The organism is Streptomyces yangpuensis (genome assembly GCF_024666385.1).
GTDB lineage: Bacteria > Actinomycetota > Actinomycetes > Streptomycetales > Streptomycetaceae > Streptomyces > Streptomyces yangpuensis.
Window position 1 is genome coordinate 1,706,945 of sequence record NZ_CP102514.1, and the last position, 15,126, is coordinate 1,722,070.

Below are 15,126 nucleotides of genomic sequence, written 5' to 3' on the forward strand. Positions count from 1 at the left end.
ATCAAGCATCCCAGAGGGTGCCGAAGGCCAGGAGTTCGTCCCGGTACTCGATGCGGCCCTCCCACTCGCGCGGCCAGACGTCCGCCCCGAGGTGGGCTCCGGCGAAGGCGCCGGCGAGGCAGGCGATGGAGTCGGAGTCGCCCCTCGTGCAGGCGGCGCGGCGCAGGGCGGTCAGGGGCTCGTCCGGGAAGAGGAGGAAGCACTGCAGGGCGGTGGCGAGGGCCTCTTCGGCGATCCAGCCGTCGCCGGTGGTCAGGCAGGGGTCGGTCTCGGGGGACGGGGTCTTCAGGGCGGCCGCCAGCCGGTCGAGCACCTCCAGGCACTCGTCCCAGCCGCGCGCGATGAAGGATTCGGGCGTGGCGTCGGAGGTGGTGCGCATCCAGAGGTCGCCGAGCCAGCGCTCGTGATAGCGGGTGCGGTTCTCCAGGGCGTACGAGCGCAGCTGTCCGACGAGCCCGGTGACCTCGATGCCGGCGGCCAGCAGGTGCACCGCCCGCGCGGTCAGGTCGGAGGCGGCGAGCGCCGTCGGGTGGCCGTGGGTGAGGGCGGACTGGAGCTGGGCGGCGCCGGCCCGTTCCTCGTCGGTCCAGCCGGGCACCAGCCCGACGGGGGCCACTCGCATGTTCGCGCCGCAGCCCTTGGAGCCGGTCCGGCTGGCGTCGCGCCAGTCGCGCTGCGGGTCGTTCAGCAGGCTGCAGGCCTGCAGGCAGGTGTTGCCGGGCGCCCGGTTGTTCTCCGGGGAGTGGTACCAGTCGACGAACTCCTGGCGGACGGGCGGGGTCAGCCACAGCGGTCCTATGTGGCCGCGGGCCGTCGCGGTGCGGATGCCGCGGGCCAGGGCGAGGGTCATCTGGGTGTCGTCCGTGACGATCGCGGGGCGGGGCAGGTGCATCTCGCGCCACGGGCCCGTCCTGGCGAGGATCGCGGGAACGTCGTTGAACTCGGTCGGGAAGCCCAGGGCGTCGCCCAGGGCCAGGCCGATCAGTGCGCCGGTCGCGGCTCGTTTGGTCATCGTGTGGGTCCTTCCGGTCGGAGCAGAGGTGGATGGAGGGCGGTCGCCGGGCCGGCCCGGTAGAGGGCGGCCGGTTTGCCGCGTCCCCCGGTGAGCCGGGCGGCGCCCGGTACGGCCTCGACGAACCCGGGCGTCGTCAGGACCTTGCGGCGGAAGTTGGGGCGGTCGAGCACGGTGTCCCAGACGGTCTCGTAGACGGCCAGGAGCTCCCCGAGGGTGAACTCGGGCGGGCAGAAGGCGGTGGCCAGGCAGGTGTACTCCAGCTTCGAGCGGACCCGCTCACGCGCGTCCGCCAGGATCACCGCGTGGTCGAAGGCCAGGTCCGGGGCCTCGCCCAGCGGCAGCCAGCGGGCCTGCGCCGCGTCCCCTCCGCCCTCGGCAGCCGGCTCGGGCAGGTCCGGGACGAGGGCCGTGAAGGCCACCGAGACGACCCGCATCCGGGGGTCCCGGTCGGGCTCGCTGTAGGTGCGCAGCTGTTCCAGGTGCAGGGCCGCCACAATGTGTTCGGGCAGGCCGGTCTCCTCGGCCAGTTCACGCCGGGCGGCCGCCTCGGCGGACTCCCGGGGCAGGACGAACCCGCCGGGCAGCGCCCAGGAGCCCGCGTACGGCTCCTGGCCGCGCCGGATCAGCAGGACGTGCAGGGCGCCGCCGCGCACGGTGAAGACAGCGAGGTCGACGGTCACCGCGAACGGCTCGAAGGCATACGGGTCATAGCCCGGCCCCGCCGCCCCGTTCACCGGTTCTCCGGGAGGGGGTCGGCGAACCGCCAGCCTTCGGCGAGCAGTGCGTCGACGGCCGTCACCGCCGTGGCGAGCCGCTCCCGGCGGTCGCCCCGCACGGACACGTAGCGCTTGCCGGTGGCTTCCAGCTCCTCGCGGAAGCGCCGGGTCATCCACGGTCTGAGGTGGGGCCCGTCGCGCAGTCCGTCGTCCTCGAAGGGCACGTCGGCGTCCTCGGTGAGCAGGTACAGGTTCCGGTGCGTGCGCGCGGCGATCCGCTCGACCTCGGCGTTGCGGCCGCCCATGTACCGCTCGTGCCAGATGCCGGTGGCGAAGGAGTCGGTGTCGCAGACCAGCACCGGGGAGCCCTGGCGGGCCGCCCGCTCCTCCTCCTCGTCCTGGCGGCGGGCGATGACGGGGAACTCCTCCGAGGTGAAGGAGACGTCCGCCCAGGTGGCGGCCGGGTCGGCGGCCCGGGCCGCGGCGAGCTTCTCCTCGCTGTAGCGGCGTCCGTACTCCTCGACCCAGCCCGTGGCCGCCCAGACCCCGCCGCGGGCCCGGAGATGCGCGGCCAGGTCCCGGGACAGGGTGGTCGTCCCGGTGGACTCGGCGCCGAGGACGACGACACGGCGCGCGAGGCGGGCCCGTACGGCGGGTCCCAGGAAGTCCCAGCAGGCGGCCGGGTCGGCCCGGACCGCCGTCCCGGAGACCGGGAACAGGGTCCGGGCGGGGTCCACGCAGACCTCCTCGGCGCCGAACCGGCGCGCGAGTTCGGTGCCGTACTCCTCCGAGGTGAAGACGGCGTCGACGGGGCGGCCGACCGCGGCCCGGAAGATCGCCATGTGGGCCTCCCAGATCTCGGGGTCGTGCAGGTCGACGGGGATGTCGTCGACGGCTCCGACGACGTCCGCGTCCGGGTGGGCCTCGCGCATCCAGGCGACGCGGTCGGCGAGCGGCACCGATTCCACGGAGGCCGCGCAGACCAGGACGGTCAGCCGCTCGCAGCGGTCCTGGGCGGTGCGCACCAGGTGGTGGTGGCCGGCGTGCGGCGGGTAGAACTTGCCGAGCACCAGCCCGTGGCCGAAGCGCCTCATGCCGTCGCCCCCAGGGCCGTGCGGGTGCCGCGTTCGGCGAGCGTGCGCCGCCAGCCGAGCAGGCCGACGACGCAGAGCGCGAGGAAGCCGACGTAGAGCAGGGCGGTGAGGTGGAGCCCCTTGTGGACGTACAGCGGGATGTAGACGAGGTCGGCAGCGATCCACAGCCACCAGGACTCGACCAGCTTGCGGCACTGGCCGTACGTCGCCGTGAGGGAGAGCGCGGTCGTGACGGCGTCCCAGAAGGGGACGGTCGAGTCGGTGGCCCGGGACAGGAGCAGGGTCAGGCCGAGGGTCCCCGCCGCCCCCGCCGCGGCCAGCCAGACCCATTCGGTGCGCGTGGTGCGGCGCACCGGCAGGGCTTCGGCGGTTCCTGGTCCACCCCCGTGGGTCCAGGACCACCAGCCGTACGCGGCGAGGGCGATGAAGACGATCTGGAGCCCGGCGTCGGCGTAGAGGCCGGCCTGGGTGAAGAGAACGATGAAGAAGACGTTGTTGGCGATGCCGATCGGCCAGTTGGCGATGTGCTGGCGGGCCACCAGCCAGACGCACAGGGCGCCCGTGGCGAACCCGAGCACCTCGGTCCAGCTCAAGGTCCAGTTCATGCCCGGCCCCCACTTCCTTTAATAGTCACTGTGACTATAAACAGGGATGCGGGGCGGGGGCAAGGGAAAAGCCCGCGGTGCCGTGGGCACTGCGGGCTTTTCGTGGAGCGGGGTGGAGCGGGTGGCGCGGGGTCCTACAGACCGACCTCGCGCATCAGCATGCCGACCTCGGTGTTGGTCAGGCGGCGCAGCCAGCCGGACTTCTGGTCTCCCAGCTCGATCGGTCCGAAGGAGGTCCGGACGAGCTTGTCGACGGGGAAGCCCGCCTCGGACAGCATGCGGCGGACGATGTGCTTGCGGCCCTCGTGGAGGGTCACCTCGACCATGTAGTTCTTGCCGACCTGGTCCAGCACGCGGAAGTTGTCGGCGCGGGCCCAGCCGTCCTCGAGCTCGATGCCGTCCTTGAGCCGCTTGCCGATGTCGCGCGGCAGCGAGCCGGTGATCGCGGCGACGTAGGTCTTCTTCACGCCGTACTTCGGGTGCGTGAGGCGGTGGGCCAGCTCACCGTGGTTGGTGAGCAGGATGATGCCCTCGGTCTCGGTGTCGAGCCGGCCGACGTGGAACAGGCGCGTCTCGCGGTTGTTGACGTAGTCGCCCAGGCACTGGCGGCCGTCCGGGTCCTCCATGGTGGAGACGACACCGGCCGGCTTGTTCAGCGCGAAGAACAGGTACGACTGGGTGGCGACGGTCAGGCCGTCCACCTTGATCTCGTCCTTCGGCTGGACGCGCTTGCCCTGCTCGGTGACGATCTCGCCGTTGACCTCGACGCGGGCCTGCTCGATGAGCTCCTCACAGGCACGGCGCGAGCCCATGCCGGCGCGGGCGAGGACCTTCTGCAGCCGCTCGCCCTCCTGCTCGGCGCCCGGGAACGTCTTCGGGGTCCGGATCACGGGCTTGTCGGCGTACCGGTCGCGCACGCGCTCCTCGATGCGCGCGTCCAGCTCACGCGGGCGGGACTGGCCGCTGCGGCTGCCCGGACCGCGGCGCGGGCCGCCGGCGCCGCCGATGCCGGGGGTCTTGGAGGTGCGGGGACCGCCCTTGGCGCCGCCGCGCGCCGCGTCACCGCGGGCGCCGCGGGTGCGCTCGCCCTCGGGGCCGACGTCGTAGCGGCGCTCCTCCGGGCGGGGGTTGCGGGGACGCTGGGGCGCCTGGTCGCGGTCGCGGTCGCGCGAGCCGCCCTGACCGCTGCGGTAGCCACCGCCGCTGCCGGAGCCGCCGCCCGAGCCGCTGCCGCCCCGGTAGCCGCCACCGCCGGAACCGCTGCCGCCACGGGAGCCGCCGCTGCCGGAGCCGCCGCGGTAGCCACCGCCGCCGCCGGAGCCGCCGCCACGGGCGCTACCGCGCCCGCCGCCGCCACCGCCGCCGCTGTTCCTGTTGCCACCGTTGCCGTTGCCGCTGCTTCGCATCAAAGTTCCGTCGTCTTGTCGTCTTCATCGGTGTCCGGTGCGTCCGGATCGAACGACGGCACACCTTCTTGCGTCTCGGCTTCGATCGCGTCCGCCTCGGGGAGGAAGGGCGCGAGCTCCGGGAGCTCGTCCAGGCCGCGCAGGCCCATCCGCTCCAGAAAGTAGTTCGTCGTCCTGTATAGGATCGCACCTGTTTCGGGTTCCGTCCCCGCCTCCTCCACCAGACCGCGCTGGAGCAGGGTCCGCATGACCCCGTCGCAGTTGACTCCGCGTACGGCGGAGACCCGCGACCGGCTCACCGGCTGGCGGTACGCGACGACCGCCAGGGTCTCCAGCGCCGCCTGGGTGAGCCGGGCCTGCTGGCCGTCGAGGACGAAGGCCTCCACGGCCGGGGCGTACTGCGCCCGGGTGTAGAAACGCCATCCGCCCGCGACGAGCCGCAGCTCGAAGCCCCGGCGCGCGGCCGTGTACTCGTCGGCGAGCTCCCGCAGCGCGTCCGCGACCTCACGCGGGGTGCACTCCAGCACCTTGGCGAGGTGCGCCTCGGTCGCGGGCTCGTCCACGACCATGAGGACGGCCTCCAGGGCCGGCTTCAGTTCCAGCGCGGCGACCGCGCCGACGTCGCTGCTCAATCCTTCGCCTCCACGATCTGGTCGAACTCGTCGGTCACCGTCGGCATGCCGTCGCCGTCCCCGCCGCTCCAGCGCACGGTGAGCGTCCGCAGGGCCTCCTCCTGGTCGAGGGCGACCGCCTTCTCCCGGTAGAGCTCCAGGAGGGCCAGGAAGCGCGCCACGACGGTGAGGGTGTCCTCGGCGTCCTCGGTGAGCTCCTGGAAGGTCGCCTCGCCGCGCGTCTTCAGCATCCGCACCACGACGCCGGCCTGCTCGCGCACGCTGACGAGGGGCGCGTGGATGTGGTCCACGTAGACCTGGGGCCTGGCCTTGGGCTGCATGGCCTTGACGGCGAGCCGGGCGAACCCTTCCGCGCCGATGCTGATGACGACGTCGGGCAGCAGGTCGGCGTGGTGCGGTTCCAGCCCGACCGTCCGGGGGTAGCGGCGGCCCTCGGTCTCCGCGCGGCGCTCGAAGATCTCGGCGATCTGCTTGTACGCGCGGTACTGCAGCAGGCGCGCGAAGAGCAGGTCCCGGGCCTCCAGGAGGGCGAGGTCGGCCTCGTCCTCGACCTCGGCCACCGGCAGCAGCCGGGCGGCTTTGAGGTCGAGCAGGGTCGCGGCGACGACGAGGAACTCGGTGGTCTGGTCGAGGTCCCAGTCGGGCCCCATGGCCCGGATGTACGTCATGAACTCGTCGGTGACCTTGGACAGCGCGACCTCGGTGACGTCGAGCTTGTGCCGGGAGATCAGCTGGAGCAGCAGGTCGAAGGGCCCCTCGAAGTTGTCGAGCCGCAACGTGAACCGCCCGTCGCCTCCCGCGGGACCCGCCGCGCCGGCGCCCGCGGGCTCCCGCGCCCCCGCCCCCGCAGCGGCCCCGGCCGCCTCCGTCGCCCCGCCGGCCCCGTCGACAGACCCGGCCGGCTCCCCGGTCCCGCCGGCCGGCTCGGGCGCGACCGCAGCGGGGGCCGGGGCCTCGGCGGCACCCGGCCCGGCGCCGGGCACCTCGGTGACGCGTGCGGCGGCCGAGCTACCGCCGACGGGCCCAGCCGGGCCGGTGACGGGGGCCTCGGCCTCCTCCGGGTCGGACACCGGGGCCTCGGCGGCGCCCGGCCCGCGCCCCAGGCTCCGGCGGGCCGGGCGGGCGGCGTGGTGATCGGGGGGCATGGCGGTCCAGGTGGGTACGGAAGAAACGGCAGGTCGGCCACGAAAAGCCTAGGCCCTGCCCGAACGATTCCCCGCCCGGCGGGCCGGGCCGCAGCGACCGCCGCGCCGGGCTTGGCCCGGCGGCACCCCGCCGGCCGATCGGCACGCGGCGCCCGCACGGGAGTGGGGCCGCAGAGCCCGCGGCAGGCGGGCCGTCCAGGCAGGCGCTTGCGGGCCGGCGGCCGGCAGCCCGGGAAGCGCACCGCAGGTGGCGCCGCAGACTGCGAAGCGGAGAGGCCGCCGACGGCAGGTCGGCGGCCTCTCGGCAAGACATCGGGCACGGCACGGTTCCGTCCCGGCTGAGCGGCGCCGCAGGCGGCCCGCAGGGGGCCTAGCGGCCGCGGAGGCGGCGGACCAGGATGCTGGCGTCGCCGCGGGACTCCAGGTCGGCGAGGACGACCGCCACCGCCTCGCGGACGATGCGGCCGCGGTCGACGGCCAGGCCGTGTTCCCCGCGCAGCACCAGCCGCGCGTGCTCCAGGTCCATCAGCTCCTCGGCGGAGACGTAGACCGTGATCTTCTCGTCGTGCCGTTCGCGGCCGCTGGGCCGCCGGTTCGCGCCGCGGCCCTGGCCCTTGCCCCGCCGGGTCGCCCCGGCCGGGGCGGCGGCCGCCCCGGCGGTCTGCCCGGCCGGGCTGACAGAACCTTCCTGCGCTCGCCGCGGCTGCCCCACGACGGGTCCGCCCGCGTCCGTACCGGCCTCAGCCTCCCGGCTGCGGCCCTCTCCCGCCGTACCCCCGGCCGGAGCGGCCGAGTGTTCCGCGGCGGGTGCCTCCTCGGCCCCGCGGCGCGGCGAGGACGACTGCAGCGCCATCCCCCCGGTCGTGCGGAACAGTTCGTCGGCGCCGGGCAGACTCACTCGGCGTGACAACGGGCGAGCACCTCCCTGGCCAACTGGCGATAGGCGGCGGCGCCGACGGAGTTGGACGCGTACGTCGTGATCGGCTCACCGGCGACCGTGGTCTCCGGGAAGCGCACCGTGCGGCCGATGACCGTGTGGTAGACGTGGTCGTCGAACGCCTCGACGACACGCGCCAGCACCTCGCGGCTGTGCACCGTACGGGAGTCGTACATCGTGGCGAGGATGCCGTCGAGCTCCAGCTCGGGGTTGAGCCGCTCCTGCACCTTCTCGATGGTCTCGGTCAGCAGCGCCACGCCGCGCAGTGCGAAGAACTCGCACTCCAGCGGGACGATGACCTTGTGAGCCGCCGTCAGGGCGTTCACGGTCAGCAGACCGAGCGAGGGCTGACAGTCGATCACGATGTAGTCGTAGTCGGCCATCAGGGGCTTCAGGGCCCGCTGCAGGGTGGACTCGCGCGCGACCTCGCTGACCAGCTGCACTTCCGCAGCGGACAGGTCGATGTTGCTGGGCAGCAGGTCCATGTTGGGGACCGCCGTCTTGAGCAGCACCTCGTCGGCCGACATGCCCCGCTCCATGAGCAGGTTGTAGACCGTCAGGTCGAGTTCCATCGGGTTCACGCCGAGGCCCACGGACAGCGCGCCCTGCGGGTCGAAATCGACGAGCAGCACGCGGCGCCCGTACTCGGCGAGTGCGGCGCCCAGGTTGATGGTCGACGTGGTCTTGCCCACGCCGCCCTTCTGGTTGCACATCGCGATGATCTTCGCCGGACCGTGGTCGGTCAGCGGACCCGGGATCGGGAAGTACGGGAGCGGGCGTCCGGTCGGGCCGATCCGCTCACGGCGCTGGCGGGCAGCGTCGGGGGCGAGGGTGGCCGCGTACTCGGGGTCCGGTTCGTACTCCGCGTCGGGGTCGTAGAAGTGCCCCTCGGGCACATTGTCGTAGTCGGCGAATCCCGTGGGCGTATCGCCGCTCAGGTCGCCGGCCCTGGAGTTCACGTCTAGGCCGTCCATGCTCTTTTGGGGCGTCGTCATGTGCTGGTGGTTTGCGAAGGTGCGTACTGCGACGGAGCCGACAGCTTCGAGCCCGGCAGGACTCTGGCCCCGCTCAGGGACGCCTGCTGCACCACCCCCAGGAGTAAATGTCGACTCATTCACAAGTCGTCTTACCTCCTCGGACGTGACCAGGACACTTATCGATAGGTCAGCGTGGCACCATGCCGACGGTTGGCGACTCTATGGCGTGTCACCACCCAGCGGCAACACAATCCGCCGGACCCGGCACGATGTGTCGGCAACCGAACACCACTCTGTCAAGGGCGTCCACGCCGCCGCCGCGAAGTTTCGCGGGTGCGCGAAAGGGTTAAAGGGTTACGTTCGAGGCGAGTTGAGCGGGATCCCGGGACAGTCCGCAAACACGTCCGGCCGGACCTTGCGGGCAAGGTCCGGCCGGATACGTGAGATTGACGTCAGTCGTTGACGGGTCAGCCCAGCAGGGTGCCGAGCTCGAGGGTCTCCAGGCCGTGGGCCTCGGCGACCGGACCGTAAACGACCTGCCCGTCATGGGTGTTGAGGCCCAGGGCGAGCGCGGGGTCACGGCGCAGCGCCTCGACCCAGCCGAGGTTCGCGAGCTGCACGATGTAGGGCAGCGTGGCGTTGGTCAGCGCGTAGGTGGAGGTGTTCGGCACCGCGCCCGGCATGTTGGCGACGCAGTAGAAGACCGAGTTGTGGACCTGGAAGGTCGGCTCGGCGTGGGTGGTCGGACGGGAGTCCTCGAAGCAGCCGCCCTGGTCGATTGCAATGTCGACAAGTACACTTCCGGGCTTCATCTTGGCGACGAGCTCGTTGGTGACCAGCTTCGGGGCCTTCGCACCCGGGATCAGGACGGCACCGATGACGAGGTCGGCCTCGACGACGGCCTTCTCCAGCTCGTAGGCGTTGGAGACGATCGTCTTGATCTTCGTGCCGAAGATCTTGTCGGCCTCACGGAGCTTGTTGATGTCGCGGTCGAGCAGGGTCACGTGGAAGCCCATGCCGATGGCGATCTGCGCGGCGTTCCAGCCGGAGACGCCGCCGCCGATGACGACGCACTCACCGGCGTGGGTGCCGGGGACACCGCCCGGGAGGACGCCGCGGCCGCCGGCCGAGCGCATCAGGTGGTAGGCGCCGACCTGCGGGGCCAGGCGGCCCGCGACCTCGGACATCGGGGCGAGCAGCGGGAGCGCGCGGTTGGCGAGCTCGACCGTCTCGTAGGCGATGGCGGTGGTGCCGGACTCCAGCAGGGCGTCCGTGCACTCGCGGGAGGCCGCCAGGTGCAGGTAGGTGAAGAGCGTCTGGTCCTTGCGGAGACGGTGGTACTCCTCCGCGATCGGCTCCTTGACCTTCAGCAGCAGGTCGGCGGTGGCCCAGACCTCGTCGGCGGTGCCGAGGATCTCCGCGCCCGCCGCGACGTACTCGGCGTCCGTGATCGAGGAGCCGACGCCGGCGTTCTGCTCGATGAAGACCTGGTGGCCGTTTCGGACCAGCTCATGCACGCCGGCAGGCGTGATGGCGACCCGGAACTCGTTGTTCTTGACCTCGCGGGGGATGCCGACCTTCATCGTCGATCACGGTCCTTGACTCAGGGGGAAATAACGGGGCACTTCCATACATACCCGCCCACAAGAGTGCGCAACGGGATGCACCACGAGATGACGTGGTGAAGCCAGTTTAATGAAGGATGAGTCGCTGTCTAGCCTTGCAAACCAATAATCTCAGTCGGATCCACTGCGGATTTCGCAGGCAGCGGGGTCGTCTCCCAGCAATCTGTCTGCGGCGGAGCGGTGCAGTCTCGCCGCCGCGGGGTCCCCCAGCCGGTCCAGCGTGTCGGCCAGCCGGACCTGCAGCGCGGCCTGAAGTCGCTGGTCCCCGGCCCGGCGCGCCAGCTCCACCGCCTCGCGGCAGGTGTGCAGGGATTCCTCGGGCCGGCCCGCGTACTCCTGCACCCGCGCCATCTCGCTCAACGCCTTGGCCTGGCCCGGCACATCGGCGAGTTTGCGGTAGCCCGCGGCGGCCGCCCGCCAGCTGCGCAGCGCGTCCCCGTACCGGCCCGCGTACGTGTGGACGTTGCCGAGGCGCCCGTACAGCCGGGCCTCGTCCGCCCGCTCCCCGCGCGAGAGTGCCTGGGACAGGGCCCGGCCGAACCAGTCGGAGGCCCGGTGCCAGTCGGCCAGCTCCTGGTAGGCACCCCCTACGGATTCCATCGCGCGGCCCGTCGCGTACGGGTCGTTCGCCGCCCGTCCGGCGTCCAGCGCGGCCCGGTAGCGCTCCAGGGCCTCCTGCGTGCGGCCGGTCTCCGCGTCCAGGTCGGCCAGGTTCAGCAGCGCCGCCGCCTGCTCCCGGTGCAGGCCGCGGCGCTCGGCCACGTCCAGCACCAGACGGTGCAGCCCGTAGAGCTCGGGGGCCGCCTCCGTGGTCCCCCGGTGGTCCGCGAGGGCCCGTACGAGGGCGGCGACCAGCCGGCGGGCCAGGGTGTCCAGCTCACCGTCGGCGACCGCCAGGGAGGCCGCCGCGGAGAGCGCCGGGAGCCGGGTGTCCAGCCAGACGGCGGCGGCACGCCGGTCGGGGAAGCGCAGGGCGCGCGGGAGGCCGTCCAGCAGCTCCTGGAGGTCGGCGTCGAGTGCGTCGCCCTCGGCGGCCGCCATGGCCCGGCAGGAGTGGAGCAGCCGGACGGTCCGCTCCAGCATCCGGGCGCGGGCCAGCTGGACCTCGGCGGGCCGCTCCTTGGTCTCCAGCAGAGCCTGGAGCATCGGCGCGAGGCAGCCGGGCAGCAGGAACAGGCCGTCGGGGGCGTGCCGGAGCAGCCCCAGAGCGGCGAAGTCGTCGAGCGTGGACTGCGCGGCGGCCACGGAGCAGCCGGCCAGCGCGGAGGCGGTGTGCGAGTCGACGAGGCCGGCCGGGGCGAGCGGCAGCAGGCGCAGCGTGCGCTGGGCGGGCTGCGGCAGGGAGTCGTAGACGAGCCGGAAGGCGCGGGCGAGCGGCCCGCCGGCGCCGGCGGGAGTGTCGTGGAGCTGCTTGGCCACGTCGGCGACGGCGGCCTTGGGGCGGGCCCCGAGCCAGCCGCCGACGAGTTCGAGGGCGGCGGGCTGGCCCCCGCAGGCCTCGGTGAGGGCCTCGGCGGCCCGCGGGTCGGCGGTGATGCGGGTGTCGCCGATGCGGCGGGCGAGCATCGCGACGGCGGAGACGGTGTCCAGGCCGCCGAGGGTGCAGGGGCGTACGTCGGGAATGCCGGTGAGCGGGCCCTCGGCGGTGACGACGACGAGGCACTCGGGGGTGTCCGGAAGCAGGGCGTCGACCTGGTGCGGATCGGCCGCGTCGTCGATCAGGATGATCGCCCGCCGCTCCTGGAGCGCGGTACGCAGGGCGGAGCTGAGCTCGTCCTCACCGGCGCCGGGCGGGGTGCGCCGGCCCAGCCCGGCGAGCAGGCCCCGCAGGGCGCGCTCGGTCGCGACGGTCTCCCCGCCCGGGGCGGTGAGCCTGGTCCGCAGCACCCCGTCGGGGTACTGGTCGGCGACCTCGCGCACGAACGTCTCCGCGAGGGCGGTCCGGCCGGATCCGGGGCGGCCGGCGACGAGCAGCACCCGCGCCCGCGGGGCCTTGGCCTTGCGGCCGGAGAGGGTGTCGAGCCCGGTCCGCGCGATGTCCTCGCGCAGCTCCTTGAGCTCACGCCGCCGCCCGACGAAATCCGTCACGGATCCGCTCCTCTCCCTGCTTCGGATTGCGAGCGTAGTTCACGCAGAGCGACGGCCCGTGGGGAGCGCGGCGGGTAAATCCCCCAATCGGATCAGCGGATGGTCCGCTTTTTCCCGTGCGGTGCCCGGCGGCGCGGCCGGGTTGCCGCGGACCGGGCCGGGCCGCGGCAACGCGGCCGGGGTTCGCCGCCGCGCGGGGCCCTCCCCGACCCGCCGTCGCGCCGTTACCCGGGGGCTCTGCCCCGCAGCCCGCGCCCCGATCTCCGACGGGGCCCGCAATCTCCGGGGCCGGGGCCGCGGGCCGGGGCTGCGGGCCGGGGCTGCGGGCGGGATTCCTCGGCTACGCCTCGTACGGCCGGGCCGGCCACGGCGCGAGGGCCGGGCGGAGGGCGTCGACGCCGCCCTCGCCGGCCAGCGCGGCGGACAGCGCCAGCACGCCCGTCACCAGGCCCGGGTTGCCGAGCTCGCCCGCCAGGACGCCCCGTACCAGCTCGGCCAGCGGCACCCAGGTCACCTCCATGTCCGCCTCCTCCGACCCGGACTCGGAGTAGCGCTCGCCGTCCGCCTCCGACACGCCCCGGGCGAGGAAGACCCGGATCGCCTCGTCCGAGCCGCCGGGCGAGGCGTAGAAGTCGACCAGCACCCGCCAGTCCTCGGCCTTGGCGTGCGCCTCCTCGTAGAGTTCGCGCTGGGCGCCGAGCAGCGGGTTCTCGCCGGGGACGTCGAGCAGCCCGGCCGGCAGCTCCCACAGCCGCCGCCGCACCGGGTGCCGGTACTGGCTGAGGACCAGCACCCGCCCGTCCTCGTCCAGCGCGAGCACGCACACCGAGCCGGGGTGCACCTGGTAGTCGCGGCGGGCGGTCGAGCCGTCCGGCATCCGGACCTCGTCGGAGTCCACCGCCGTCTTCGCGCCCTGGAACGGCCGTCGGCTCGACAGCGTCTCCCAGGTTTCCGACGTGTCCTTGATGTTCATGCCCCGAAGCCCTCCACAACGCGCGACAGCCGGGGTACGGATCTTCCGTACCCCGGCCGTCTACGTTATGCGGTCAGGCGCTCACTTCGCGGACTGCTGCCGCTCCACCGCCGCCTTGACCAGACCCGCGAACAGCGGGTGCGGGCGCGTCGGGCGCGAGCGCAGCTCCGGGTGGGCCTGGGTGGCCACCAGGTAGGGGTGGACCTCGCGCGGGTACTCGACGTACTCGACGAGCTTGTTGTCCGGGGAGGTGCCGGAGAAGACCAGGCCGGCCTTCTTCTCGAGCTCACCGCGGTAGGAGTTGTTGACCTCGTAGCGGTGGCGGTGGCGCTCGTCCACGTACGCCTGGTCGCCGTAGACCTCGCGCACGATGGAGCCCTCGGCGAGCTTCGCCGGGTACATGCCCAGGCGCATGGTGCCGCCCAGGTCGCCCGCGCCCTCGACGAAGGCCAGCTGCTCCTCCATGGTCGAGATGACCGGGTGCGGGGTGGAGGCGTCGAACTCGGTGGAGTTGGCGTCCTCGATGCCCGCGAGGTTGCGCGCGGCCTCGATGACCACGCACTGCAGGCCCAGGCAGAGGCCGAGCAGCGGGATCCTGTTCTCGCGGGCGTAGGTGATCGCGCCGACCTTGCCGTTCACGCCGCGGTCGCCGAAGCCGCCGGGCACGCAGATCGCGTCCACGTCGGACAACTGGGCCGCCGCGCCCGCGGGGGTCTTGCAGTCGTCGGAGGTGACCCACTTGATCTGGACACGGGCCTTGTTGGCGAAGCCGCCGGCGCGCAGCGCCTCGGTCACCGACAGGTACGCGTCGGGCAGGTCGATGTACTTGCCGACGAGCGCGACCTTGACCTCGTGGTCGGGGTTGTGGACGCGGTCGAGGAGGTCCTCCCAGACGGTCCAGTCGACGTCGCGGAAGGGCAGGTCGAGCTTGCGCACGACGTACGCGTCGAGGCCCTCGGTGTGCAGGACCTTCGGGATGTCGTAGATCGACTTGGCGTCGATGGCGGCGACCACGGCCGCCTCGTCCACGTCGCACATCAGCGAGATCTTGCGCTTGATGCTGGTCGGCACGTCGCGGTCGGCGCGCAGCACGATGGCGTCGGGCTGGATGCCGATGTTGCGCAGGGCCGCGACGGAGTGCTGGGTCGGCTTGGTCTTCAGCTCGCCGGAGGGGCCGATGTAGGGCAGCAGCGAGATGTGCACGACGAAGACGTTGTCGCGGCCGACCTCGTGGCGGACCTGGCGGACAGTCTCCAGGAACGGCAGCGACTCGATGTCGCCGACGGTGCCGCCGACCTCGGTGATGACGACGTCGACGTCCTCGGTCGCCATGCGGCGGATGCGGTGCTTGATCTCGTTGGTGATGTGCGGGATGACCTGCACGGTGTCACCGAGGTACTCGCCGCGGCGCTCCTTGGCGATGACCGTGTTGTAGACCTGGCCGGTGGTGACGTTGGCCGAGCCGTCGAGGTCGACGTCGAGGAAGCGCTCGTAGTGGCCGATGTCCAGGTCGGTCTCGGCGCCGTCGTTGGTGACGAACACCTCGCCGTGCTGGAACGGGTTCATCGTGCCGGGGTCGACGTTCAGGTACGGGTCGAGCTTCTGCATCGTGACCCGCAGGCCGCGCGCCTTCAGAAGCGCACCCAGGCTGGAGGCCGTCAGGCCCTTGCCGAGGGAGGAAGCGACACCCCCGGTGACGAAGATGTGCTTGGTCGTCATGGCTGTGCTGTTTCGGAAAGCAGCGGGCGGCATCGCCAAGAGGGGGCTCCCGTGGTCGCGAAGTGAGGTGCGTCCGACGCCGGCCACCGTCGATCCGGAAGGGTTTCAGGGGGCGCCGAAGCTGCGGTTTCGGGGCCCCTGATTCGCACAGGCAGACCACCGGTCCACGGGGTACCAGCCTATCAGCGCCCGGG

13 protein-coding genes are annotated in these 15,126 nt (G+C 72.7%); all 13 read right to left on the reverse strand.

Annotated features, from left to right (window positions below; all coding sequences use genetic code 11):
* Nucleotide 1: 1 nt before the first annotated feature.
* A complete protein-coding gene (locus tag NRK68_RS07875; protein WP_257855437.1) occupies nt 2-1,012 on the reverse strand; it encodes an ADP-ribosylglycohydrolase family protein in 1,011 nt (336 codons plus the stop codon).
* Nucleotides 1,009-1,749, reverse strand: a complete 741-nt coding sequence (locus tag NRK68_RS07880) for an NUDIX hydrolase (protein WP_257855438.1) — start codon at nt 1,747-1,749, stop codon at nt 1,009-1,011. The genes NRK68_RS07875 and NRK68_RS07880 overlap by 4 nt, the downstream gene beginning before the upstream one ends.
* The gene (locus NRK68_RS07885) at nt 1,746-2,825 is read right to left on the reverse strand and encodes an AAA family ATPase (protein ID WP_183069323.1); all 1,080 of its coding nucleotides are present in this window, start codon (nt 2,823-2,825) and stop codon (nt 1,746-1,748) included. The genes NRK68_RS07880 and NRK68_RS07885 overlap by 4 nt, the downstream gene beginning before the upstream one ends.
* Nucleotides 2,822-3,430: a nicotinamide riboside transporter PnuC gene (gene pnuC / locus NRK68_RS07890; protein ID WP_046780596.1), complete on the reverse strand. Its 609-nt coding sequence runs from the start codon at nt 3,428-3,430 to the stop codon at nt 2,822-2,824. The genes NRK68_RS07885 and pnuC overlap by 4 nt, the downstream gene beginning before the upstream one ends.
* Before the next feature lie 134 nt (nt 3,431-3,564).
* Complete coding sequence (locus NRK68_RS07895; RefSeq protein ID WP_257855440.1) at nt 3,565-4,836, reverse strand: pseudouridine synthase; 1,272 nt, start codon at nt 4,834-4,836, stop codon at nt 3,565-3,567.
* Nucleotides 4,836-5,468: an SMC-Scp complex subunit ScpB gene (gene scpB / locus NRK68_RS07900; protein ID WP_183069321.1), complete on the reverse strand. Its 633-nt coding sequence runs from the start codon at nt 5,466-5,468 to the stop codon at nt 4,836-4,838. Before scpB ends, NRK68_RS07895 begins: the two co-directional genes overlap by 1 nt.
* Entirely contained in the window at nt 5,465-6,613 is a 1,149-nt protein-coding gene (locus NRK68_RS07905) for a segregation and condensation protein A (protein WP_257855442.1), read from the reverse strand. Before NRK68_RS07905 ends, scpB begins: the two co-directional genes overlap by 4 nt.
* Before the next feature lie 370 nt (nt 6,614-6,983).
* On the reverse strand, nt 6,984-7,523 hold the full coding sequence (locus NRK68_RS07910; RefSeq protein WP_220819579.1) for a hypothetical protein: 540 nt from the start codon (nt 7,521-7,523) through the stop codon (nt 6,984-6,986).
* Complete coding sequence (locus NRK68_RS07915; RefSeq protein ID WP_225884681.1) at nt 7,508-8,545, reverse strand: ParA family protein; 1,038 nt, start codon at nt 8,543-8,545, stop codon at nt 7,508-7,510. Before NRK68_RS07915 ends, NRK68_RS07910 begins: the two co-directional genes overlap by 16 nt.
* Before the next feature lie 449 nt (nt 8,546-8,994).
* Complete coding sequence (ald, locus tag NRK68_RS07920) at nt 8,995-10,110, reverse strand: alanine dehydrogenase (RefSeq protein WP_030855324.1); 1,116 nt, start codon at nt 10,108-10,110, stop codon at nt 8,995-8,997.
* Between the two features lie 153 nt (nt 10,111-10,263).
* Nucleotides 10,264-12,240 (reverse strand): tetratricopeptide repeat protein, encoded by a 1,977-nt coding sequence (locus NRK68_RS07925; protein ID WP_257855447.1) that lies wholly within the window; start codon nt 12,238-12,240, stop codon nt 10,264-10,266.
* A 340-nt stretch (nt 12,241-12,580) separates the two neighbouring features.
* The gene (locus NRK68_RS07930) at nt 12,581-13,213 is read right to left on the reverse strand and encodes an NUDIX domain-containing protein (protein ID WP_183069319.1); all 633 of its coding nucleotides are present in this window, start codon (nt 13,211-13,213) and stop codon (nt 12,581-12,583) included.
* A gap of 81 nt (nt 13,214-13,294) precedes the next feature.
* Nucleotides 13,295-14,965 (reverse strand): CTP synthase, encoded by a 1,671-nt coding sequence (gene pyrG / locus NRK68_RS07935; RefSeq protein ID WP_183069318.1) that lies wholly within the window; start codon nt 14,963-14,965, stop codon nt 13,295-13,297.
* Nucleotides 14,966-15,126 lie beyond the last annotated feature (161 nt).